The sequence below is a fragment of the Ensifer adhaerens genome (assembly GCF_028993555.1).
GTDB classification, from domain to species: Bacteria; Pseudomonadota; Alphaproteobacteria; order Rhizobiales; family Rhizobiaceae; genus Ensifer; species Ensifer adhaerens_I.
Window position 1 is genome coordinate 436170 of sequence record NZ_CP118611.1, and the last position, 24338, is coordinate 460507.

At 63.0% G+C, this 24338-nt stretch carries 19 protein-coding genes; 14 read left to right on the plus strand and 5 right to left on the minus strand.

The annotated features are described in order from the left end of the window. Positions 1-28: 28 nt before the first annotated feature. On the minus strand, positions 29-760 hold the full coding sequence (locus tag PWG15_RS22390) for a pyridoxamine 5'-phosphate oxidase family protein (RefSeq protein WP_275026202.1): 732 nt from the start codon (positions 758-760) through the stop codon (positions 29-31). Between the two features lie 37 nt (positions 761-797). Between PWG15_RS22390 and PWG15_RS22395 the strand changes: the two genes are divergently transcribed. After that, positions 798-2273 carry a MocR-like pyridoxine biosynthesis transcription factor PdxR gene (locus PWG15_RS22395; protein ID WP_275026204.1) on the plus strand — a complete coding sequence of 492 codons (1476 nt, stop codon included), beginning with the start codon at positions 798-800 and terminating at the stop codon, positions 2271-2273. An 18-nt stretch (positions 2274-2291) separates the two neighbouring features. On the opposite strand, the gene PWG15_RS22400 is transcribed toward PWG15_RS22395, so the two are convergent. Next, a complete protein-coding gene (locus tag PWG15_RS22400; RefSeq protein ID WP_275026205.1) occupies positions 2292-3140 on the minus strand; it encodes a LysR family transcriptional regulator in 849 nt (282 codons plus the stop codon). Between the two features lie 98 nt (positions 3141-3238). Between PWG15_RS22400 and PWG15_RS22405 the strand changes: the two genes are divergently transcribed. The 6 genes from PWG15_RS22405 to PWG15_RS22430 all read left to right on the plus strand — a co-directional run bounded on the left by PWG15_RS22405 (position 3239) and on the right by PWG15_RS22430 (position 9591). Further along, the gene (locus tag PWG15_RS22405) at positions 3239-4549 is read left to right on the plus strand and encodes an aspartate aminotransferase family protein (protein ID WP_275026206.1); all 1311 of its coding nucleotides are present in this window, start codon (positions 3239-3241) and stop codon (positions 4547-4549) included. 369 nt (positions 4550-4918) lie between these two features. After that, complete coding sequence (locus PWG15_RS22410; protein ID WP_275026207.1) at positions 4919-6091, plus strand: ABC transporter substrate-binding protein; 1173 nt, start codon at positions 4919-4921, stop codon at positions 6089-6091. 171 nt (positions 6092-6262) lie between these two features. Continuing rightward, a complete protein-coding gene (locus PWG15_RS22415; RefSeq protein WP_275026208.1) occupies positions 6263-7129 on the plus strand; it encodes a branched-chain amino acid ABC transporter permease in 867 nt (288 codons plus the stop codon). Next, positions 7126-8130 carry a branched-chain amino acid ABC transporter permease gene (locus tag PWG15_RS22420; protein ID WP_425536804.1) on the plus strand — a complete coding sequence of 335 codons (1005 nt, stop codon included), beginning with the start codon at positions 7126-7128 and terminating at the stop codon, positions 8128-8130. The genes PWG15_RS22415 and PWG15_RS22420 overlap by 4 nt, the downstream gene beginning before the upstream one ends. After that, the gene (locus PWG15_RS22425) at positions 8130-8894 is read left to right on the plus strand and encodes an ABC transporter ATP-binding protein (protein WP_275026209.1); all 765 of its coding nucleotides are present in this window, start codon (positions 8130-8132) and stop codon (positions 8892-8894) included. The genes PWG15_RS22420 and PWG15_RS22425 overlap by 1 nt, the downstream gene beginning before the upstream one ends. Then, positions 8875-9591: an ABC transporter ATP-binding protein gene (locus PWG15_RS22430; protein ID WP_275026210.1), complete on the plus strand. Its 717-nt coding sequence runs from the start codon at positions 8875-8877 to the stop codon at positions 9589-9591. Before PWG15_RS22425 ends, PWG15_RS22430 begins: the two co-directional genes overlap by 20 nt. A 12-nt stretch (positions 9592-9603) precedes the next feature. Here PWG15_RS22430 and PWG15_RS22435 read toward each other — a convergent pair whose 3' ends face one another. The 3 genes from PWG15_RS22435 to PWG15_RS22445 form a co-directional block, all read right to left on the minus strand. Next, a complete protein-coding gene (locus PWG15_RS22435) occupies positions 9604-11562 on the minus strand; it encodes a CHASE2 domain-containing protein (RefSeq protein WP_275026211.1) in 1959 nt (652 codons plus the stop codon). A 47-nt stretch (positions 11563-11609) separates the two neighbouring features. Further along, positions 11610-15251, minus strand: coding sequence for a FecR domain-containing protein (locus tag PWG15_RS22440; protein WP_275026212.1), 3642 nt, complete (start codon positions 15249-15251; stop codon positions 11610-11612). Positions 15252-15483: 232 nt separating this feature from the next. After that, a complete protein-coding gene (locus PWG15_RS22445; protein WP_275026213.1) occupies positions 15484-16170 on the minus strand; it encodes a GntR family transcriptional regulator in 687 nt (228 codons plus the stop codon). A gap of 203 nt (positions 16171-16373) precedes the next feature. On the opposite strand from PWG15_RS22445, the gene PWG15_RS22450 reads away from it, so the two are divergent. The 7 genes from PWG15_RS22450 to PWG15_RS22480 all read left to right on the plus strand — a co-directional run bounded on the left by PWG15_RS22450 (position 16374) and on the right by PWG15_RS22480 (position 24301). Beyond that, a complete protein-coding gene (locus PWG15_RS22450) occupies positions 16374-17417 on the plus strand; it encodes a 4-hydroxythreonine-4-phosphate dehydrogenase PdxA (RefSeq protein WP_275026214.1) in 1044 nt (347 codons plus the stop codon). Between the two features lie 76 nt (positions 17418-17493). Further along, entirely contained in the window at positions 17494-18480 is a 987-nt protein-coding gene (locus tag PWG15_RS22455; RefSeq protein WP_275026215.1) for a tripartite tricarboxylate transporter substrate binding protein, read from the plus strand. 61 nt (positions 18481-18541) lie between these two features. Further along, complete coding sequence (locus PWG15_RS22460; protein ID WP_275026216.1) at positions 18542-19042, plus strand: tripartite tricarboxylate transporter TctB family protein; 501 nt, start codon at positions 18542-18544, stop codon at positions 19040-19042. Between the two features lie 34 nt (positions 19043-19076). Beyond that, positions 19077-20615: a tripartite tricarboxylate transporter permease gene (locus PWG15_RS22465; protein ID WP_275026217.1), complete on the plus strand. Its 1539-nt coding sequence runs from the start codon at positions 19077-19079 to the stop codon at positions 20613-20615. A 147-nt stretch (positions 20616-20762) separates the two neighbouring features. Continuing rightward, complete coding sequence (locus PWG15_RS22470; protein WP_275026218.1) at positions 20763-21701, plus strand: sugar phosphate isomerase/epimerase family protein; 939 nt, start codon at positions 20763-20765, stop codon at positions 21699-21701. A 13-nt stretch (positions 21702-21714) separates the two neighbouring features. Next, positions 21715-23433 carry a dihydroxyacetone kinase family protein gene (locus tag PWG15_RS22475; RefSeq protein WP_275026219.1) on the plus strand — a complete coding sequence of 573 codons (1719 nt, stop codon included), beginning with the start codon at positions 21715-21717 and terminating at the stop codon, positions 23431-23433. 343 nt (positions 23434-23776) lie between these two features. Then, a complete protein-coding gene (locus PWG15_RS22480) occupies positions 23777-24301 on the plus strand; it encodes a DUF992 domain-containing protein (RefSeq protein ID WP_275026221.1) in 525 nt (174 codons plus the stop codon). The last annotated feature ends 37 nt before the right edge of the window (positions 24302-24338 follow it).

Sequence of the window (24338 nt, forward strand, 5' to 3'; positions counted from 1 at the left end):
GGCGATTTCCAGAAACGCGTGCGGAACGTCAGGCTTGCGCGTTTTCGGCATAGGCCATGTGGTAGGCCTCGCTCAAAGCCTCTTCTAGTGAGCGACTCGATCGATACGGAGAAAGCGTCTCGGGCCGCGCGACGCCGTGCGGCAAGCGCGAACAGGGTTCAGGCGCGCCAAGAACGGTGTGCACGGGAAGGCGCTCCGCATAAACAGGAAGATCGTAGTCCTCCTCATCGTCGGCGATACCCTTGGCCCTGATTTTCGCCGAGGCCCGTTCGATTTCCATGACGATGACCGCGGTCGCCTTGACTTCCTGAGCGGTGTTCGGACGCAGCGTCGCGGTACGGTCTGGAAAGAACCGGTCCACCATCATCGTCAGAGCGCGCAGTTTCTCCTCCTGATCCTCGACCAGACGAGCGGTTCCGAAAGCCATGACCGAGCGGTAATCAGCAGAATGGTTGAAGCCGGAACGGGCAAGCACGAGGCTGTCGAGGTGTGTGACCGTCAGGCAGGCCGGTTCGCCGGCCGACAGGTTGCGCAGCATGCGGCTGGCGCTGCTGCCGTGCCAGTAGAGGTGACGCCCTTCTCGCCAGAAGAGCGTCGGCGTGCAGAAGGGTTGGCCGTCGATGACATAGGCGACATGGGCGAGTGCCGCGGCATCGAGCAGCCTGTGCACGGTCACGTGGTCGTAGAAGCCGCGATCATGGCGGCGCTTGACGCGGTTGACCCTATCGACGGGGTAGGCGGGAGTGGGATGTTCGGTCACGGCTGGTTCCTTTCAGGCTTGCATCCTGAAGGTTCGCATGAGCAGACTGGCCCGAAATAGGTCCACTTACATCAGCTTCATGCCAACCACTTCTCGTCCAAGACAGGGATCGGCCTTCCCGCCGATCAAACTCGACCCGTCGATCCGCAACCAGGCACTTCGCGTCCATAGTGGATTGCGCACTGCCATCGTCGACGGCTTGCTGCCGCCCGGCTCGCGCCTGCCGTCGAGCCGCGAACTGGCCGCCCAACTCGGTATAGGCCGCAACATGATCGTCGCGGCCTATGAGCATCTCGTCAGCGACGGGCTTGTCGAGGCCCGCCACGGCTCGGGCTCCTATGTCTCGTCCAGCTTGCCGACACCGCCATCAATCGCGACGGCGCCGGATATCCGGTTGGCCTTTGGCCGCCGGCCGCCCTTCGCTCTCGGCCAGACACATGTGGACCCGGCTTTTCTTGCGCGGCTGGCTGCGGCCACCCGGCGCCATATCGCGGAGGCGAGCGTCAACGACCTTGCCTACGGTGACCCGCGCGGCAGCGTGCATTTGCGGCGACAGATCGCAGACTTCCTGGCCGTCAACCGAGGGATCCGCTGCGATCCCGGCTGTGTCGTCATCGTCAGCGGCACCCAGCACGGGCTGAGGCTCTGCGTCGATGCGCTGCTCCAGCCCGGAGATTGGGCCTGGGTCGAGGAGCCCGGCTATGGCGCGTCGCGCTCGACACTCACGGCGGCGGGAATGCGGCCCGTGCCGGTGCCGGTCGACGGAGCGGGGATCGATGTTGCGGCGGGTGTTGCGCGGAATCCTCGCGCCCGGGCTGCCTATGTCACGCCTTCGCACCAGTTTCCCACCGGCGTGAAGATGGCGATGGAACGGCGTGTGGCGCTGATCGACTGGGCGGAGGCGGTCGACGCCTGGATCTTCGAGGACGATTATGACAGCGAGTTTCGCTATTCAGGCCCACCGCTGACGGCGTTGGCCGGGCTTGCGCCGGACCGCGTCGTCTATCTCGGAACCTTCGCCAAAACCCTGTTTCCGGGCTTGCGGCTGGGCTATGTGGTAGTGCCTCCGGGTGCGCTGGAGCGGGTGCTGACGCGTCGCGCCGCCTTTGACCGGTTCATGCCGGTTTTCCTGCAGAACGCCGTGGCCGATCTCCTGGCGGATGGGTCGATGGTGTCCCATTTGCGCAAGAGCCAGCGGCTCTATCGTGTCGCCCGCGACCAATTGGCTGAAATTGTCAGTGCCACGTCCCGCGGGACACTGTGCCCGGATGTCCCGGAGCAGGGCCTTCACATGATCGTCCGGCCGCGTAGCGGGCTCGCGCCGGGTCTGTCGAAATTGATCCGGGCGGAAGCAAAAATCGATGCGGTTCTTCTGTCCGAAACCTTCATGGAGCGAAGCGACGCCGAAGGTCTCATCCTCGGTTTCTCGGGATATGAAACCGGTGCACTACAGGCAGCCGCCACGCGGCTGGGAACGACCGCGTTCAAGCTGGCCGATGGCTCTCGAAGATGACCACCCAGTGCGGTGCCTTCAAGTAGTGGGCAACACGGCTCTTACGTGGTCCGCAAGCGCCTTCACCGCGGATGACGGGCGAGGCTCGGCAAATTCGAGCGCGATGCCGATTGTTGGGAGCTTTGGCAATCCGGCCGAAATGATGTGCAGATCGGAGGGGACGGCGGTTCTCGTCAGAACACTGATCGCATGCCCGGATCGGGCAAAAGCGATCAGACCGGCAAGGCTGTTGCTGGCAAAGGCGACGCGGTACCGGCGATTAACCGCCTCCATCGCGTCACAGGCTGCCCGGTAGTCGAGCGTCGTCGGGGCCGACAGGGCCAGGGGCAGGGAGGCACGGTCGAGGATCTCCGGTTCCGCAGCCTTGCCGACCCACACGAAGTCTTCGGTACGAATGACCTCGCCGTTTGAAACATCGGCAATGGAAACGAGCGCCAGATCGATTTGCCGCCGCAGCAACATTGGGCGCAGTTCCGTGGTCGGCGCGCAGACCATGCGCAACTCGACCTCCGGGTGCTGGTCGAGAAAGCGCTCGATGATCCCCGGGAGAAAAGCGATCGAATAGTCTTCCGGACAGCCCAGGGTGACGGAGCCTTTGAGGCCCTTGCCTTCCATCTCCGCCAGGATCTCATCGTGCCCGGCGAGAAGATGCTCGGCGTGGGCCAGCAATTTTTCACCGGAAGCAGTCAGCCGCACGCCCGATCCGGTGCGATGGAAGAGCGCCTGTTCGAGAAAGTCCTCCAGCCGCTGCACCTGCATGCTGAGCGTCGATTGCGTTCGCCCGACCTGTTGGGAGGCAAGGCTGATCGATCCCGCCCGCGCGATGACGGCGAAGTTTCGAAGCAGGGCAAGATCGAGATTTCTCATGGTATCAAATTATCCAATATCGGAGCGGAATACTATCGATTTTCCTGAATCCGCAACTGCCGCTAGCCATTGAGGAACCGCCAACGAGGAGTTATCTGATGTCGCTGAATTCCGATCCTGCGTTCTGGGCCTCCGCCAACAAACACCTGACGCGCTATGGCCCTGGTTTCGAGGCGATCATCGTGGAACGCGCGGAGGGAAGCTTTGTCTATGATGCGGATGGTCGCGCCGTCCTGGATTTCACCTCCGGACAGATGAGCGGTGTTCTCGGTCATACCCATCCCGACATCGTTGCGACCGTCGACCGGCAGATGCGGACAGTCGCCCATCTCTTCAGTGGAATGCTGTCGAGGCCCGTCGTCGAACTCGCCACGCGCCTTGCTGCGCTTGCGCCGGGGCTCGATCGGGTTCAGTTGCTGACGACGGGCGCTGAATCGAACGAGGCGGCCATTCGCATGGCGAAGCTGGTGACCGGCGGCCACGAGGTTGTCGCCTTCGCGCAGAGCTGGCACGGCATGACGGGAGCTGCGGCCTCGGCAACCTATAGCGCCGGCCGAAAGGGCTACGGTCCTGCCGCCGCCGGCTCCTTCGTGATACCGGCGCCGAACGCCTACCGGCCGCGTTTCACCCACCCGGATGGCAGCAATGACTGGCAGACCGAGCTCGACGATGCCTTCTCGCTGATCGACCGGCAGTCGACCGGCAGCCTCGCGGCGTTTATCGCCGAACCGATCCTTTCGAGCGGGGGGATCCTCGAACTTCCGCCCGGTTATCTCGCAGCCCTCAAGCGCAAGTGCGAGGAACGGGGAATGCTGCTGATCCTCGATGAGGCCCAGACGGGGATCGGCCGGACAGGGCACATGTTCGCCTTCCAGCGTGACGGGGTGACGCCGGATATTCTCACCCTGTCGAAAACCGTGGGCGCCGGGCTGCCGCTTGCCGCCGTCATGACGACGCCTGAGATCGAGCAGCAGGCGCATGAAAGAGGCTTTCTCTTCTACACCACCCATGTCTCGGATCCGCTGCCGGCCGCAGTTGGCGTCACGGTGCTCGACGTGGTCGAGCGTGACGGCCTTGTCGAACAGGCGATTGCGCGCGGTGCGCGGTTGCGCAAGGGTCTCCTGTCGCTTCAGCAAAGGTTCGAATGTGTCGGCGATATCAGGGGGCGCGGCCTACTCCTTGGGCTCGAAGTTGTCGCTGACCGCCAGACGAAGGCTCCGGGCTTCGAACTGGGGGCCAGGGTCATGGAGGAGGCGATGCGGCGCGGCCTCAGCATGAACATCGTCAAGCTTCCCGGCATGGGCGGCGTCTTTCGCATCGCCCCGCCTCTGACGGTTTCAGACAGTGAGATCGATCTGGGACTGGAGATCCTGTCGGCCTCGATCGATGCTGCCATGCGCGCCGGCTGATCGCGCTCGCGCACACAGATTTTTGTTTTCACCCGAGGATACTACTCACCCGCATCGAAACCCGGTGCGGGTTTTCCGTTGCGGTGGCGCGCTGAGGCATGATGCCAGAACCGACACGGGACGCGGGCCGGCAGTCGCTAGTGGCTACCCCGTCATCCGCTGCTCCCGTTGACGTGGAGTGTAGCGCGGTTAAATACACTCCCGATTGCTGGATTGAGTTCGCAGGAAGCATAACTCCCAGATTATGATTTTGGCCCCATATTTCATTTTTACATCACCGTTTGGCATGGCAAGTTGACGGCTATCAAATCAACGGGGTTTGTGAGGACGATGCGGGTTCGGGAGCGACCGGCGTCGCTGGGAGGAAACATGAAACGGATGATTCTGGCTGCGGTAGCAGCTTTGGCAATGAGCGGCGCGGCCTATGCCGACACGATCAAAATCGGTGTTGTCGGGCCGTTCTCCGGTCCCTTCGCGCTTCAGGGCAAGAACTTCAAGGCCGGCATCGATGCCTATATGGCGCTGAACGGCAGCAAGGTCGGCGACGACGAAATCGAAATCATCTATCGCGACGTGCCGCAGGCCGATCCCGCGCAGGCGAAGGCTTTGGCGCAGGAACTGGTGGTAAAGGAAGGCGTGCAATATCTCGCCGGCTTCTACTTCACCCCGGATGCCATGGCGGTAACGCCGCTTCTTACCCAGGCGAACGTGCCGCTCGTCATCATGAATGCGGCGACTTCGGCAATCGTCACCAAAAGCCCGCTTGTGGTTCGCACCTCGTTCACCACCTGGCAGACCTCGACGCCGATCGCCAAGGTTGCCAAGGACGCAGGCGTTTCCAAGGTGATCTCCGTCGTCAGTGACTACGGCCCGGGCGTCGATGCCGAGAATGCCTTCAAGGCGGGGTTCGAAGCGGCGGGCGGCCAGGTGGTCGAGGCGATCCGCATGCCGCTCGCCACCAATGACTTCTCGCCGATCATGCAGCGCATCAAGGATTCAGGTGCCGAGGGCGTCTTCGCCTTCCTGCCGTCCGGTCCGACGACGCTCGGTTTCGTCAAGGCCTTCAAGGAGAATGGCCTGAAGGACGGCGGCATCAAGTTCTTCGCTCCCGGCGACCTGACGCAGGAATCCGACCTGCCGGCACTCGGCGAGGCCGCGCTCGGCATCCAGACGACCTTCCACTATGCGGTGTCACATGACTCGCCTGAGAACAAGGCGTTCGTCGAAGCCGCCGGCAAGGCGATCGGCAACCCGGCGGAACTCTCGTTCCCCTCGGTCGGCGCCTATGACGGCATGCATGTCATCTACAAGATGATCGAGGCGACCGGTGGCGAGCAGGATGCGGCCAAGGCCGTGGAGGCCGTCAAGGGCCTCTCCTGGACAAGCCCGCGCGGCCCCGTGACGATCGATCCGGAATCGCGTCACATCACCCAGAACATCTACCTGCGCGAAGTCGCCAAGGCCGATGACGGCAGCTACTACAACAAGGAAATCCAGACCTTCGAAAAGCAGGGCGACCCCGGTCTCGCTGCGCTGAAGTAGGCAAATTGGGCGGGCGCCCGGCGCCCGCCACACCATGACGCATTGATCAATTGCGTATGAGCGAGCCGGGCGCCTGCGGCGTCATGCTGGCGCCTGACTGCCGCTCCGCGCATATAATGCGCCGCGAATCCGGCGCAGCAAAAACTGGAAGAAAGGGCAACGGATAGCCCCATGCAAACCGTCCTCAGCATAGCCATCGATGCCCTTGCCTATGGCATGGTGCTCTTCGTCATCTCCATCGGCCTTTCGGTCACCATGGGCCTGATGCGGGTGGTCAATCTGGCGCACGGCGCCTTTGCCATGATCGGCGGCTACATCGCCTCCTATGCGGCGCGGGATCTCGGTCTTGCCTATGGTTTTGCCGTGCTGCTGGCGATCTTCGGCACCATCGTCATCGCCGTGCCGATCGAGCGCCTGCTCTATCGTCGAATCTACGGCGCGCCGGAATTGACCCAGGTGCTGATGACCATCGGCATCACCTTCTGCATCATCGGCATCGCCAACTACGTCTTCGGTCCGACGCTGAAGACCGTGCCGTTGCCAAGCGAGTTGCAGGGATCGGTCGACCTTGGCTTCCGGGCGATCGCCACGCACCGCATCTTCGCGATCCTCTGCGGCCTCGCGGTTGCCGCGGGCCTCTGGTACGCGATCGAAAAGACCGCTTTCGGCGTGAAGCTGCGCGCCTCGGTCGACAATGCGGCGATGGCTGCTGCCCTCGGAGTGCGCACGGAGATCGTCTATGCCGTAAGCTTTGCGGTCGCCGTCGGGCTTGCCGCTTTCGGTGGCGTCGTCGGCGCCGAACTTCTGCCGGTCGAACCCTACTACGCGCTACGCTACATGGTGACCTTCCTGGTCGTCGTCTCCGTCGGCGGTGCCGGCTCGATCCCAGGCGCGCTGATCGCCTGCCTGCTGCTCGGTGCGATCGACACGACCGGCCGCTATCTCATGCCGGAATTCGGCGAGTTCTTCTTCTATCTGGCCGTGATCGCGATCATCTGCGTCTTTCCGCGCGGGCTCGCCGGGAGGGCCAAGGGATGACCATGACGACGACGAACGACATGATTGCGGCATCTCCTGTGCGCCGGCGGTTCGGCGGTGGAGACCTTATCGGATTGGCGATCATCCTGCTGGTCGCGGTGATCGGCTACTTCCTCTTTCCCAACAATCTCGCGCTCCTGACCCGGATCATCGCCGCGGCACTTCTTGTGCTGTCGCTGGATCTCGTCACCGGCTATTGCGGCGTTGCGACGCTCGGGCATGCTGCCCTTTTCGGTGCCGGCGCCTATGCAGCGGGTATCGCCTCGGCGCATTACGGCATCAACGATCCGCTTGCCATGCTGGCGTTCGGCATCGTGGCCGGCGCACTGGCGGGACTCGTCTGTGGCGTCGTCATCTTGCGCGCCCATGGTTTGCCGCAACTGGTGCTGTCGATCGCGCTCATCCACCTTTTCCACGAGTTTGCCAACAAGGCATCGTCCTGGACCGGCGGCAGCGACGGCCTTTCCGGGATCGCGCCGACGGCGCTCCTCGGGCTCTATGAGTTCGATCTCTGGGGGCGCACGGCCTACGTTTTCGGCGTCGCGCTGCTCGCCGTCGTCTTCGTGCTGTTGCGGCTGATCGTGCGTTCGCCCTTCGGCATGCTGTGCCGCGGTATCAAGGAAGATCCGATCCGCATTCGCTCCATGGGCGCGTCGCCGAAGATCGCGCTGACGAAAATGTATGTGATATCCGGTGCTGTCGCCGGCGTCGGCGGTGCACTGAACGCGATCTCCACCCAGGTCGTCGGCCTCGACAGCCTCTCCTTCACGATGTCGGCTGAGAGCCTTGTCATGTTGGTGCTCGGCGGTACGGGGTCTCTGTTCGGCGCGCTGACGGGCACGGTGGTCTTCATGTTCTTCGAGGACGTGGTGTCGGCCGCCAATCCCTTCCATTGGCTGACGATGGTCGGGGCGCTGTTGATCGCCGTCGTCTTGTTCGCGCCAACGGGCATCTATGGCACGGCGGCCGCTTTCCTAACCCGCCGCAGGGAGGCCAAGTGATGCAGCCGATCTTCGAAGTCCGCAACTTGAAGCGTGCCTTTGGCGGGCTTGCGGTCACCAACGATGTCAGTCTCAGCATGGCACCGGGGGACCGGGTCGCGCTGATCGGCCCGAACGGCGCCGGCAAGACCACCTTCGTCAACCTGGTCACCGGCAATCTTCGGCCTGACTCCGGCGAGGTGCACATCGGCGGCGAGGCCGTGACTGGTATCGACGCGATCGGCCGCGTGCGGCGCGGGCTGGTGCGCTCTTTCCAGGTGACCCGTCTTTTTGCCGACATGACTCCGGCCGAGCATGTTGCGCTTGCCGTGCTTCAGCGGAGCGGCCGCGCCGGGCGGCTCTTCGGCAATTTTCTCGGCATGCCCGATGTGATGGCCGAGGTGCAGGAGCTACTTGGTAAGCTCGGTCTCAGCGAGTTGATGCACCGCAAGGTGAGCGAGATCGCCTATGGCCAACAAAGGCTGCTGGAAATCGCCGTCGCCCTGGCGCTGAAACCGAGAGTGTTGCTGCTCGACGAGCCCGCCGCCGGCGTGCCGCAGAGCGATACCGGTCGCATTGAGCAGGCGCTGGCCGATCTTCCAGCCGATCTCGCCGTGTTGATGATCGAGCACGACATGGATCTCGTCTTCCGATTTGCCAAGCGCGTGGTGGTGCTGGCTGCGGGCGCGATCATCTTCGACGGTTCACCGTCTGATGTGACGAAGGATCCGCGCGTGCGGGAAGCCTATCTGGGGAGCTATGCCAATGCCAGCCACGCCGCTTGAGGTGGAAAACCTGTCCGCGGGCTACGGCCCGACGCGCGTGCTCGAAGGCGTCTCGTTTTCGGTGCCGGCCGGCGCGCGGCTCGCCGTGCTCGGCCGCAACGGCATGGGCAAGACGACCCTGCTTGCGACCCTTGCGGGCCAGACGCGGCGCTATGACGGTCGCATCCGCATGGGCGGCACGGATGTGACCGCGCTGCCGAGCGCCTCGCGTGCCATGCGGGGTCTTGGCTTCGTGCCCCAGGCGCGTTGCGTCTTCCCGACGCTGACCGTCGAGGAGAACCTGTTCGTCGGCCTCAAGAACCGTCCCAAGGCCGCCATACAGGAAGCCTACGACATGTTTCCGCGCCTTCATGAGCGACGGCGCAATCTCGGCAGCCAACTTTCGGGCGGCGAGCAACAGATGCTGTCGACGGCGCGTTCCATCCTCGGCCGACCTTCGGTCCTGCTTCTCGACGAGCCTCTGGAGGGGCTGGCACCGGTCATCTGCGAGGAACTGATGAAGGCTTTCGCTGAGCTGGCAAAGACCGGCGACATGACCATCCTGCTGGTCGAGCAACGCATCCAGAGCGCGCTCGATTTTGCCGATCAGGTGATCGTGCTTGAGCGAGGACGCATCGCCTGGAGTGGAACGCCCGAGGCGCTCGCCAGAGATCACGACGCGGTTGAACGGCTGCTGGGAGTGGGCGGCCTGCACTGAACCGGAAACGGCTTATTTCGGTTCGTGCCCGGGGACATCGAGACGGCTGCGCTCACGCTCGTAGTAGCGTGCGAGCGGCGGCAAGGCATTCTTCAGTTGGTCGAAGACCGCGTCATCCGCCAGAAGCGCGCCATCATACTTGGCTTGCACGAAGGACCGGTGCCGCTCGAGCGCTTCCTTTTTGGCGCCGACGGCGACGGTGAAGACGGGCGAGACGGTGCTGCGTCCCTTGACGGTAATCCGGTCGAGCTCGGCGATCGGGAAGGTCTTTTCCACAAGACGCGCGGTCTCCTCGCCAAGGAGAAGCGAGATGCCGTAGTCCTTGGAAGCCCCTTCGAGACGCGAAGCGAGATTGACCGCATCGCCGAGGGCGGAATAGTCGAAGCGCTGGTGTGAGCCCATGTTGCCGACGACGCATTCGCCAGTGTTGATGCCGATGCCGATCCGCAACGTTTGGGCCGCACGCCGCTCTCGCTTCGCCTCAGCTTCCAATTCCTCGTTGACCCGTGCGAGCGCCGCAAGCATGTCGAGCGCTGCGCGCACCGCGTGAATGGCGTGATCGGGGTCGTCGAGTGGGGCGTTCCAGAAGGCCATGAGACAGTCGCCGATGTATTTGTCGATGGTGCCTCCCTGCTTCAGCACAGCATCCGACAGCGGCGTCAGCAGGCGGTTGACGAGCGTCGTCAGCCGCTCCGGATCGTCCTTCATCTCCTCGGCAATGGTAGTGAAGCCGCGGATATCGCAAAAGAGGATCGACAGTGTCCGCCGCTCGCCGCCGAGCTTCAGATGCGACGGGTCTTTCGCCAGTCGTTCGACAAGGGCGGGGGAAAGGTACTGCTGAAAGGCGCGGGTGATTTCGCGGCGCCGTCGGCGCTCTTCGGCATAGTCCAGCCCGGCCTGGCCGGCGGCCACCGCCCCGAAGGCGAGCCCCGGGCCGAGCGGCGAGAGGAAGACATGTCCGAGGCGCATGGTCACATAGCTTGCGAGAACAATGAGGCTCAGTGCGACCATGGTGTATCCGAGCGTGCGCCACCCTGTTGTTGTGAGCACCGCGAAGGCGGCGAGGATCGCCGCAAACGCGATCGCCGCGATCACAACGGGCCGTGGAGCCCGCTGGATGTAGAGTTCGTGCGCAAGGTTGTCGTAGATCGTCGCCTGCATCTCGACGCCGGAGACGAGCTTGTTCGAATGGACGGTATCGGACGTCGCGAAAGCGTCGGCGCCGCCATCGGCAATCGATGGCGCGTTCTGCAGGCTGAGCCCGACCAGGACCACCCGATCGCGGAAGGTACCTTCCGGCAGGAAATTATCGGGATCGAGCGCCTGGTAGTAGGAGACGGTCGGATAGGTCCGCGCCGGTCCGAAGACCTGGATGAGGGCATCGGTCGGGGGAGGTTGCGTCCGCGTGCCGGCGATCCCGGCCAGAACGGCAGCAAAGCCGTCGGGGTAGTCCGGGACGGAGCGCAGCGTGCCGTCGCCACCAAGATTGACCGAGGCAATCCCGGTTCTGGCTCCCTTGGCGATGAAGCGGGCAAGTGGCTCGGTGCGCACGAACTGGTCGGCCTGCGGCGCTTCCACCAGCGTCTGGTCGCCGGCAAGGACGACGTCGGTATCAAGAGCTTTTTCCAGCTCATCGTCGTTTACCGGCTCAGCCGACGGCTCGGCGAAAATGACGTCCATGCCGATCGCGCGGGCGCCGGCCTTGCGTAGCGCTTCGATGAGGCGGGCGTGCAGTGCGCGTGGCCATGGCCACTGCCGGCCGATCTCGGCCATCGAGGGTTCGTCGATGGCAACGACGACGGGGCTGTATTCGGGTAGTGGCGGTGTGCCGAAGGTCGACAGATAGTCGAAGCTGCGCAATTCGTTGAGCAGCCAGGCATTGGACAAGGTCGTAAGCGAAAGCGCGATGCTGACGAAGGCGGCAAGACCCAGAAGCTTCAGCCGCCGCAGCTTGAGGCGACGAATATCCAACTGTCCGTATCGGCCGCCCGATGCCTGCACGGCGACGTGCTCCTTGATCAGAACCGCACCTTGACCGTGCCCTTGAACGTCGGTCCCCAGCCGGGAATGCCGCTTCTGAGCTCGAAGTCCTCGTCAAGCAGGTTGAACGCCGCCAGGTCGACTTCGATCTGCTTGTCGAAGGGCTCCCATTGCAGCGATGCGTCGAGCGTCCAGAAATCGTCAAGCGTTACCCCACCGGCCGGCCGCGAGCCGATATAGTTTGCGGCGATCGTCGCCTTGACATTGGCGGTGTTCACCCAGGTCAGCGCGACCTGGCCGGTGTTTTCGGGTACGAAGAGAAGTTCGTCCAACTGGTTGACGGTGTGCTCCTTGACGTCGGCCTCCGTATGGGCGGCCGTCAGGGAAAGGCCGAAACCGTGGCCGATCGCAAAGTTCGCGGTCGCCGCGACCCGATCCAACCCCACTTTGGCATAGTCCAGATTGATGGGGGACAGCGGGACATTAAGCGACAGCTCGCGCACCTCCTGGTGCTGGTAGTCGAGCGCGGTGAAAAGCCAGTTGTTCCACTCCGCGTCCCAGCGGAATGCCAGAGTGTCGGCGTAACCTTCTGCACCGAAGCGAAGCTGGTTGGGCTGCAGGGCGACGATTCCGATCGGAGCGAGAGTGGCGACATCAAAGTTCAAGCCATCGCGCATGGCGGCGGCCCTCAACCAATGGCCCTCCGCGGGCGCCCAGGCGATGCCGAGCTTCGGTTCGAGCCTGATGTTGCCGTCGTTGGCATCCTCGATATAGCGGGTAAACAGCGCGCCTTCTGCCTTCAGGTCCGGCGTGATTTCGTAGATTGTATCGATATAGGCCTTGCCGACGGTCTGCGTCGCTGACGTCGAGCCGGATCCGATGAAGGGTGTGTTGTTGCTGCCGACCCTCATCGCAAACGGATCGAAGATGTCGAACGAACTGTTGGAGCGAACAACGCCGCCTTCGATCCCGTAGCGCCAGGTGAAGTCGCCGTCTTCGTAGAGGTGGTTGATGGCGGCGATATAGGTTCTCTGCTTTTCCTCGCTGCGGCTCGTCGCGAGGTCCGGAAGCCCGACGCGCGAGGCGCTGACCTTCTCGTTTTCCAAGATATCCAGATCGGAAAAGAAAAGGGCGGCATTGGCGACGTTGCGATAGCCGAAGGTGTGGCTCCAGGCGACGCCGGACAAAAGGCGATCGGCCTTGTCGTCAAGGAGGTTATCGAGGCTCGTGGTCGGATAGTCGAGGACACTCTTGTCGTCATCGAACTTGCCGTAATTGGCATAGGCGACGATCCGGTCGTCCGGTGTCGGCGAGGCGGTCAGATAGCCGTTGCCGCCGAGCAGGCGCGTTTCGCGCTCGATCGCCAGACCCTGCCCGATGTCAATGGTATCGCGTGGCTCCTCCCAATGGAGGTTGCCGTAGACGCTGATCGGGAAGGGCGAAAAGGTGAGGCCACGCAGTTCCGCCTCGCCGATCCAGCCGGTGTGATCGTTGTCGGCGATGACGCCACCGCCCAAGGCGGCTTCGAAGAACGGTCGCTGGACTATGTTGGCCGTGCGTTCGCGGCTTGCCAGCATATGCGGTTCGATCAGCAGGCCCTGGAAGAATGCGGAGAAGCTCTGCGGGTTGGCGCTGTTGACGACCGGGCTGCCGTCGAAATCATAGTCGTTGAACAGCGGGTTGACGCTGCCGCGGATCGCCTGGTCGACATAGCTCGATCCCGTGAATGGATCGAAGACCACATCACCGTAATATTGCCCCCACGCATTCAAACCCTGCAGCCGGAAGGCGTCGTTGAGCGTCGAACCGGCGTCCTGGTTGGCCCCAAGCGGCGCACTTTCGCCGCCGCGCGCCCGGGTCCGGCGCATGAGCTCCTGCGCGTAGCGGATGGCCGCATCGGAATCGTATTCATCGATCGCGATTGCAGTTCGCACCTGTGCAATCACCGGATCGTTCGGATCGAGGCGATCGGCATTGTCGAGCGCCTGCGCGGCGGGGATGCGGTCGCCCTTTTCGTAATAGGCGCCCGCCAGCAGCAATTGGGCGTTGGAATAGGCGGGATTGGCGGTCGAGCCCGCGAGCAGGTCGTTCAGAGCCTTGTCCAGCTCGCCCGTCTGCATGTAGTAGCGCCCGCGGGCGACGAGAGTGATGTCGAAGGACGGATCGGCGGCGAGGGCCGCGTCGATCTCAGCCTTCGCCTCTTTCATCCGGCTTTCATCGAGATAGAGGATCGAGAGATTGGCGTGGTAAAGTGGATCTGCCGGGTCGAGTTCGACTGCTTTGCGGAATGCTCTTTCGGCGCCGCGATTGTCGCCCCGATCGCTCTTCGCCAAGCCTATCCAGTTCCAGATGGACGCGTCGCCAGGCGTGATTTCTACGGCGCGCTCAAGGTCCGCCAGTGCGCCGCGCCGATCATTTTCAATGAGCAAACGATACTTGGCCCGCGATTCAAGTGCGGTTGGATCGTCGGGATCGTTCGCAAGCGCCTTTTCAATGCCATCGCGCATTTCGTCGCGATCGTCGAGCAGCATGGCAAATTGCGCGCGCGCCGCCGGAAGGAACGGATCGTTGGGATATTGCCTTTCCGCTTTCTTGATCGTCGCAATTGCCGCCCGGATGTCGGTGCGGAAGCCCGCGGTCCAGGCCGCGGCAAAGGCGCCGTAAGGCCCCGCCGCCTGAGACGGTGGCTCCTCGACCCGATCCGGATTTGCCAGAGCGCGTGCAAAGTAGCCGCCATAGGCAGCGACAGAGCGGCGATTGGCGTCGAGCCCGGGGGCGGCCTTGGCAAAGAGCTGCGCTGCATCGCTGTAGCGGTTCTCGGAGCCGGCAATCAGCGCTTCGACAAGATAGGCGCGCGCGGCTTGAGATCGGCTAAGGCCCAGACGCCGAGCCTGCTGAAGCGCAGCCGCGGCCTGCGCGCGTCCGTCGAACTGCAATCGGATTTCGGCGAGCGTCAGCCAATCTTCCGCCGAACGGGACGCCTCTGGCTGGGCTTCGATCCGTTCGCGCTGATTGCGCATGTCACGCACCTTGAGCGATGTCGGCGGCATCAAGGCGAACGCATCTCGCAGCGACAGATGGAAGAGCATCTGTTCGCGGTCCTTCGGCGTCACGACCACGACCTTGGACGGCGCCTTGCCGATCGCCGCGACTGCGCCTTCGCCTTGAGCGACGGTGACGCTGCCGAGTTCGTTGCTGAGTTCGACCACGCCTTCAAGGACGGTCAGCGAGGTCGTGTCGCCGGCAACCGTCAGCGTCCAGTCGGTACCACGAATGGCGGCGGTGGCCGCGGGCGTGTCGATGGTGAGGCCCTGGCCGCCGCGTTCCGCACGTGCCCAGATCGTGCCCGACTGCAGTTCGAGATTGGTGTCGCCATCCGCCCCCATGCGCTTGACGCGCAGCGCCGTGTTGCGGCCGAGCCGGATCTGCGTGTGGTCGGAAAAGAGAACCGCAAGTGCACCGGTTGCGTTGGTGCGCAGCACGTCACCGGAAAGCAGATCCTGGGCGAGGTCGACGAAGCGCCAGTTGGAGACGTCGACGAAGCGAACTTCCTCGCCGGATTTGCGGGCGATCACCGATCCGGCAACGGGCGGCGTTCGCTGAACCGGTTCAGCGAATACTATGCTCGGACAGAGTATCGCTGCCGTAGCAAGCCATACCCGAAGTCTTTGCCGCCCCATCTTTGTTACCGTCTCCACCCCGCCATGGATTCAGTGAATTTCGACCAGGTCAAAGTCAATAGTGTTCGAATATTCTAAGTTGTTTTCCAAGCAATGTGTCTTATTCGGGAAACAGCTTCCGCCAACCCTATTCGCGCGGCTGCAACATTTGGGCACCGAATGAGGAAGGGCGCCCAATGGGCGCCCTTCGAATTGCCGCGCGTGGCGGGCGATTATTGTCCGTCTCGAAGAATCAAACGGAAGCTTTTACACGCTCCCAGGCATTCATCAGGTGACGGCCGAGAACCTCGGAGAGCTTTGCCTTGTCGCGGGCTTCGAGCGCGACGATCATTTCTTCATGTTCGGCAACGGCTGCCGCCCATTTCTCGGGCCCCTCGTGGCCGATGAAGCGGATGCGCTTCAGCCGTGTCTGCAGAATGCCATGCATATCGGCCAAGGCGGCGTTTGCCGCCAGCTGGACGATGGCGGAATGGATCTGCTGGTTGAGCTTGTAATACTGCAGCCGGTCGCCAGCGTTGTAGCGCTGGACCATCTCGTCGTGAAGTGCGCGCACTTCGGCGATGCCGGCATCGCTTGCCGCCTCGCAGGCGAGCTTGCCGGCAAGCTCCTCCAGCGTCTGCAGGACCGTCAGCATGTCGTGCACGTCCTTGGCGCTGAAGCGCTTGACGACGGCGCCGCGGCTCGGAACGAGCTCCACCAGTCCCTCGCTCGCCAGATACTTGATGGCCTCGCGCAGCGGCGTGCGGGACACGCCGAGCTGCTCGCCGAGTTGGCCTTCGTGCAGGCGGGTGCCCGGCGACAGGTCGCCCTCGATGATCATGTCGCGCAGGTGGCTGACCAGCGTGTCGTGCAGTGCCGTGCGCCTGATCGGGCCGGGGCCGCCATCCGGCCGTCTCTCCAGTGATGTGATTTCGTTCATTGTTTTGCTTCTGCACCTGGCGACTCGGCGTCGACCATCTGTTCCCGTTCGCGCCGATTGAATCAGCGCTGTCTCATTAAAGCATGGAGACCGGCCGTTCCATCGTCAACAGAAAATGCTGCATACAGAATACAAAAGACTTGATGCAGAATTTTGAATAACGTATGACGGTAGCCGAAAGAATGAAGCGGAGGACATCTCACATGACGACCAACGGTGCTGCCGGTAACGGCGCGCGTCCTGTCATCGCGCTCGCCATGGGCGATCCCGCGGGTATCAGCCCGGAGCTCACGGCAAAGCTGCTGGCGCTTTCCGATATCCGTGAAGCCGCACACATCATCACCATTGGCGATCGCAGGATCCTGGATGAGGGTGCCAAGGCTGCCGGCGTGACACTCGACCTCGAGTCGTCGACGCTTGAGGATTTGGAAAAAGCCGGCACGTCGCGTCACGTTTTCGTCGATCTCGCGCATCTTGATCCTGCCGACGTCGTGCGCGGCGAGGCGACGCTTGCGGGCGGCACCTTTGCGACCTGCAACTTCCGCACCGCGCTCGAACTGGCGCATGCGGGCAAGGCCGACGCCGTCTGCTTCACGCCCTTCAACAAGAAGGCCATGCGTTTCGCCTACCCGGGCTATGACGACGAAATCCGCTTCGTTGCGGACGTCCTCGGCTTCACCGGCAAGGTTCGCGAGTTCAACGTTCTCGAAAAGGTCTGGAACGCACGGGTCACCTCCCACATTCCGCTTAAGGAAGTCGCCGACAACCTGTCAGTTGACGGCATCATCGCCGAGCTGGAGTTGACCCAGGCTTGCCTCAAGGAGGCGGGCTACGAAGAGGCGAAGATCGCGGTTGCCGGTCTCAACCCGCACGCCGGCGACGGTGGTAGCTTCGGCATGGAAGAGATCGATATCATCGAGCCGGCCGTCGAGAAGGCGAAGTCGCTCGGTTTCAACGTCGAGGGGCCGTTCCCGGCCGATACCGTTTTCGGTCGCGCGCTGAAGGAAGGCTACAACGCCGTCCTCACCATGTATCACGACCAGGGCCAGATCGCCATGAAGCTGATGGGCTTCGACAAGGGCGTGACCATGATGGGCGGCCTGCCTTTCGCGCTCTGCACGCCGGCCCATGGCACCGCCTATGACATCGCCGGCAAGGGCATTGCCGACGTCGGCGCCAGTCGCGAAGCGCTGCTGCTTGCCGTGCGCATGGCGAAGAAAAAGGCGGCGCTCAAGGCTGCCGCCTGATTTCGCACGCTTTCACGCAATAACGGCGCAGGAGGAGGTCTTGCGCCGCAGAACCACAAAAACGGGAGGACCCGACTTGAAGAATACCGTCTCCATCGCATGCATCATGGCAGCCGTCTTCGGCGTTGCTGCTCCGGCCGCAGCCTTCGAACCCGAGCGCCCAGTTGAATTCGTCGTCACGGCAGGTCCGGGCGGCGGCACCGACATCTTCGCCCGCACGATCCAGGCGATCATCGGCAAGTACGAACTGATGAAGGCCCCGGTCGTCGTTACCAACAAGGGCAGCGCCGGTGGTGCCGAAGGTTTCGTCTACACGGCGACCAACAAGGGCGACGCCTACAAGCTCGCTTTCGGCACCAACAACGCTTACCTGCTGCCTGTCCGCGCCAAGGTTCCCTACAAGGCGGACGACCTGACGCCGGTCGCGGCGCTCGCTTCCGACGAATTCGTTCTCTGGGTAAACGGCAAGGCCTCCTACAACACCGCAGCAGATTTTGCCGCCAAGGCGAAGGAAGGCGGCCTGAAGATCGGCGGCAGCCAGTCGAAGGACGTCGACCAGATCCTGACGTCGATGATCAACGAGGCGACCGGTGCTACGATCAACTACATCCCGTTCAAGAGCGGCGGTGAAGCAGCCGTCCAGCTTGCCGGTGAGCACCTCGACGCCAACGTCAACAATCCGAGCGAAAACCTCGGCCAGTGGCAGGCCGGCATGGTCAAGCCGCTCTGCGTCTTCAAGAGCGTCAAGCTTTCGAACGAAACGAAGGTTGCCGGCGACAAGGCCTGGAGCGATATCCCGACCTGCAAGGAATCGGGCATCGCCATCGACAACTACTCCATGCCGCGCACCGTCTGGCTGCCGGCCGGCGTTGACCAGGATGTGGTCAAGTTCTATGCGGACCTGATGCGCAAGGTTTCGGAAACGCCGGAATGGGCAAAGTACCTCGCCGACACCTCGCAGTCGCCGTCCTACATCTCCGGTGACGACTTCAAGGCCGCCATCGAAATGGATGGTGCTGCCGTCGGCGAAGTGCTGAAGCGCGAAGGCTGGCTCGCCAACTAAGGGCGGGACAATGAGACGGGTGCCTTCAGGCGCCCGTCGTTCGCTTTGAAAGGTCACGATCATGAGCGAGAACAGTGCGAATGGGGTCTCCCGCTTCGCGGTTGAGCTTGGCGTTGCTGCCCTGACCGGCGCCTTTGGTGCTGCGGTCTGCTACGGATCTCTCGATATCGGTGCGGGATGGACCGAATTCGGGCCGGAAGCCGGTTACTTTCCCTTTTATGTCGGCCTTTTGATCCTACTCGGAAGCGCTGTGAACGCGATCCACGCTTTCGTCAAGCATCGCGGCACGGGCGAGATCTTCATCGACGGCCACCGCGCCAAGGTGATCTCGTCGTTCCTGTTGCCGCTGATCGCTTTTGCCGGCGTTTCCGCGTGGCTCGGCCTCTATGTCGGCACGGCGCTCTACATCGCAGGAACGATGTTGTTCCAGGGTCGCTACAAATGGTGGATCGCGCTGCCGTCCGGCGTCGCCGTCTCGCTGTTCTTCTTCATCGTATTCGAAATCGGTTTCAAGGTTCCGCTGCTCAAGGGACCGGTCGAGGCCTGGTTCGGGATCTACTGATCCCGACCGCCCACGTTTTCCCGGGAGGAACAACATGGAAAATATCGGTCTCCTGATCGATGGCTTCGGCCACATCCTCAGCTGGAACCACATCCTGCTGATGATGGTCGGCGTCACGCTCGGCATTCTGGTCGGCGTGCTGCCAGGCCTCGGCGCGCCGAACGGCGTGTCGCTGCTGTTGCCGCTGACCTTCTCGATGGACCCGATCTCCGCCATCATTCTGCTCTCCTGCATGTATTGGGGCGCACTTTTCGGCGGGTCGACCACATCGATCCTTTTCAACATTCCCGGCGAGCCTTCGTCGGTGGCCACCACCTTCGACGGCTACCCGATGGCGAAAGCAGGCCAGGCAAGCCGAGCGCTGACGCTCGCCTTCGTGTCCGCCGGTATCGGCGCGCTCGCCGGCGTCGTCATGATCACGCTGCTCTCCGGCTGGGTCGCGAACTTTGCGCTACGCTTTTCGTCGCCGGAATATTTCGCGGTCTATTTCCTCGCCTTCGCAAGCTTCATCTCCATGGGCGCGCAATCGCCTTTCAAGACGCTCGTCTCGATGATGCTCGGCTTTGCGCTGGCCTCGATCGGCATGGACACGATCTCCGGCGATCTGCGGCTAACCTTCGACATCCCGACCCTTATCAAGGGCGTCAGCTTCCTGATCGCTGTCATGGGCCTGTTCGGCATCGGCGAATTGCTGCTGACGACGGAAGAAGGCTTGCGCTTCGAGGGCATCAAGGCGCGCGTCAAGCTCGTCGAGATCGGCCGTACGCTGATCGAGATCCCGCGCTACTGGTTCACGATCCTGCGCTCGACAATCATCGGCATCTGGATGGGCATCACGCCTGCCGGCCCGACGGCGGCCTCCTTCATGAGCTACGGCGTTGCCCGCCGCTCGGCGCGCGACAAGTCGAAGTTCGGCAAGGGCGATCCGCGCGGCGTTGTGGCGCCCGAAACCGCCGACCACTCCGCCGGTACTTCTGCGCTGCTCCCGATGCTGGCGCTCGGCGTTCCCGGTTCGGCAACCGCTGCCGTGATGATGGGCGGCCTGATGATCTGGGGCCTCACACCCGGCCCGATGCTTTTTACCGAGCGCCCGGATTTCGTTTGGGGCCTGATTGCCTCGATGTATCTCGGCAACGTCGTCGCCGTCTTCCTGGTGATCGCCACAGTGCCCCTTTATGCGTCGATCCTGCGTGTGCCCTTTGCGATCATCGGCCCGATCATCGTCGCCGTCATTTTCTCCGGCGCCTACCAGGTGGCGAACTCGGTCTCCGACATTTTTCTGGTCATCGGCTTCGGCGTGCTCGGCTATGTCTTCAAGAAGCTTGACTATCCGCTGGCGCCGCTGGTGCTCGCCATGGTGCTCGGCGACAAGGCCGAGGATGCCTTCCGCCAGTCGATGCTTCTCTCCGGCGGCAGCCTGAACATCTTCTGGTCGAACCCGCTGGTTTCGTCTCTGATGGCACTCGCCCTTGCGCTTCTGCTGTCGCCGCTTGTCTTCGGGCTGGTCGGCCTGGTTCGCAAGCGCAAGCATGATGCGGCCCACCCGCATGGTGACGGCAGCGCGGCGGCTTGACGGAGCCGCCGCATCCCCGACCTCGTACAATTTCAGGAAAAGCTTGAAGCGGCTTTCCCTTCGCAGTTGCGTTGCTTCAAAGAATTGGATCATTTCATCGTTTCGCTGAAACGATGAAATGATCGGGAGAATGGTGAGGAGAGAGCCATGGCGAACACAACGCGCAAATGGACCCGTGAAACCTGGCCGATCGCAGCTGCGATGATCCAGTATCCGAACGTGATGGCGGACGGCAGTTCGGTGCAGGATCAGTCTGTCGAACAATGGGCCGAAACGCTGGCCGACGTCGTCGATGCCGGGTTCACCGAACTCGACCCCACAGACAGCTGGATCCGGCTCGCTGACCTTTCGCCGGCACGACTCGACAGTTTCGTCAAGCTCACCCGCGACCTAGGACTCACCATGCCGGCGATCTCGACCTCGCGGCGCAGCGTGATCGATCCCGAGCATGGTGACGCGTACCTCGCCTACGGGCACAGGGTCATTGAAACCGCAGCGGCTATCGGTGCGGACTCCGTTTCTTTCGGCTTCTTTGGCCCGCTGACCGACGCGCAAAAGAAAGCGCTCTGGTTCTGGACGGTCGACGGCGTGAAGAACCCTGAGGATCCCGCCATTTGGCAAAAGGCGGTTCAGCGTATTCGGGAGCTCGGCCGTCATGCGGAGGAACTCGGAATCGAGCTGGCGCTCGAAATGTACGAGGATACCTATATCGGCTCCGCCGACAGTGCCGTGCGCTTCGTCACCGATGTTGGATTGGCGAATGTCGGCATCAATGCGGATCTCGGCAACCTCGTTCGCCTGCACCGTCCGGTCGAGCACTGGCAGCAGATGATGGCCAAGGTCGCGCCATTCGCGAAGTACTGGCACGTCAAGAATTACTACCGCACCGAGGACGAAACGTCGGGCCTAGTAGTCACGCACCCGGCGCCACTGGAGTTCGGTGTGATCAATTACCGCGCCGCGATCCGCATGGCGCTTGCCCATGGCTTCAACAGCCCGTTTCTCTGCGAACATTACGGCGGCGACGGTCTCTCCGTCAGCGCCGCCAATCGGGATTATCTGAGGCGCATCCTGCCTCGCGAATAAGGGAAGAGACGCGATGACCACAATCTTTGACGCACCGGAAGAATTTGCGACGACTGCGCTTGCCGGCTTCAGCTCGATCTATGCACGCAACGTCCGTCTCATGAAGGGCGGCGTCGTTCGCTCGACCAAGGTGCCAAAGGGCAAGGTCGCCGTCGTCATCGGCGGCGGCTCCGGACACTATCCCGCCTTTGCCGGCTATGTCGGTCCGGGCATGGCGGATGCGGCTGTTGCCGGCGATGTCTTCGCCTCTCCCTCGACTGCGGCCGTTGCCCGCGTCTGCCGCCAGGCTGATCAGGGCGGTGGCGTGCTGCTCGGCTTCGGCAACTATGCCGGCGACGTGCTCAACTTCGGTGTCGCCGCCGAACGCCTGCAGGCCGAGGGCATCGACGTGCGTATCGTGCCGGTGACGGACGACGTTGCCAGCGCCTCGGCCGAAACACCGGCCAAGCGCCGCGGTATCGCCGGCGACCTCGTCGTCTTCAAGATCGCGGGTGCTGCAGCCGAAGCCGGCCTCAACCTGGATGAGGTCGAGCGCGTCACGCGTCTCGCCAATGACCGCACCGTGTCTTTCGGCGTCGCCTTTGGCGGCTGCACGCTTCCGGGCGCCAAGGCGCCGCTCTTCACCGTGCCGAAGGGCGAGATGGCGCTTGGTCTCGGCATCCACGGTGAGCCGGGCGTCAGTGAAGAAAAGATGGTTTCGGCAAGCGAGTTCGCCAAGCTTCTGGTCGGCAAGCTGCTGGCCGAACGCCCGACGGATGTTCGCAAGGTTGCGCCGCTTTTGAACGGTCTCGGTTCGACCAAGTATGAAGAGCTCTTCGTCCTCTGGGTGGCGATCGAAAAGGAACTGAAGGCGGCGGGCCTCGAGATCGTCGATCCTGAATGCGGCGAATTCGTCACCAGCCTGGACATGCAGGGATGCTCGTTGACACTGATGTGGTTGAACGATGAGCTTGAGACCTATTGGCGCGCGGCGTGCGATGCGCCAGTGCTGCGCAAGGGCACGATCATCGCATCAGAGCCCGCGACCGACGAGATCAAGGATGAGGACGGCCCGCAGACCTTCGCTCCCGCATCCGATGCTTCAAAGGCGAGCGGCAAGTGCATTGCCCGACTGATCGGCGAGATTGCCGAAGCGTTGAAGCAGGCGGAAGACGCACTCGGCCGCATCGATGCCTTCGCTGGTGATGGTGACCACGGCCAGGGCATGCGCCGCGGTTCGGCCTCAGCCGACGAGGCGGCAAAGACGGCGGTCGCGGCTGGCGCCGGCGCTGCAAGCGTCCTGGCGGCTGCAGGTGATGCCTGGGCGGACCGCGCTGGCGGCACGTCCGGTGCGATCTGGGGCCTGTTGCTGCGTTCGTGGAGCAACGCCTTCGACGACGAGAGTGCGCCTTCGGACGCCGCCATCGTCGATGGTGCACGCCGCGCACTAGATGGCGTCACGCGCCTCGGCCGCGCGCGCGTCGGCGACAAGACGCTCGTCGATGCGCTGGTGCCGTTTGTCGAAACGCTGGAGCGCGAGTTTGCCGCCGGCAATCGCCTGATCGAAGCGTGGAAGGCTGCAGCCAGGGCCGCAACCGAAGCGGCCGAGGCAACCTCCAGCCTGACGCCGAAGCTCGGCCGGGCCCGCCCGCTCGCCGAAAAGAGCATCGGCCATCCGGATGCCGGCGCAGTGTCGCTGGCGCTGACGGCACGTGTTGCCGACGGGTTCCTGACGCAAGCTGCAAAGGCCTGACGTCGCCAAACCTGCGATCGGGCGCCGACAGGTCCGTCCGATCGCAATCTCTCGCGTGCAAGTGCCTCTCACCGGGCCGAATCCTTCGCCCGCGAGCGCGGTCGCCCTCCGTATTTGGGCGATGCAAACTCAGCCAGGCGTGCGCTCGGCGTGGCTTTTTCAACACAATCTCTGGTCATCGTTGGGAAAACCCCACCAATTTTCTCGGCTAACCAAAGCCTGCCATGGAATTGCCCGAAGGCAGGCTATGGCTTTGTTTTCCTGCAGCGTGCGCAATGTGCTTGAGTTCGTGTGCCGCCGGTCAAATGCCAATCATTTCTGACGTTCCGAGAAGGAGACAAGAATGAAAAAGAGTTTTGCCGTGAAGGTGTCCGCAGCGTCTCTGGTTCTCGCTGGCGCGATGGCCGCAAACGCAGCCGATCTCGCGATTGTCCAACCGCAACCTGAGCCGGACACCAGCAATGGCGTCAAGATCGGCTATCTCGATTGCAACATCGCCGGCGGCGTCGGCTACGTGCTCGGCTCCGCCAAGGAAGTCGATTGCGTCTTCCGCTCGACGATGGGAGCTGAGGCTTCCGACCATTATTCGGGCGCCATCCGCAAGATGGGCGTCGATGTCGGCTTCACGACGCAGAGCCGTCTGATCTGGGCCGTGTTCGCGCCGACCGCCGGCTACCACCGCGGCTCGCTCGGTGGTCTCTATCAGGGCGCAACGGCGGAAGCGACCGTGGGCGCCGGCATTGGTGCCAACATCCTCGTTGGCGGGACCTCCGGTTCAATCCATCTGCAGACCGTCAGCTTGACCGGCCAGATCGGCCTCAACCTTGCCGCCACCGGCACCTCGATGACGCTGACGGCCGTCAACTAAAGTCGATTGGTCAGCCCCGTTGCACCTCCCACAACGG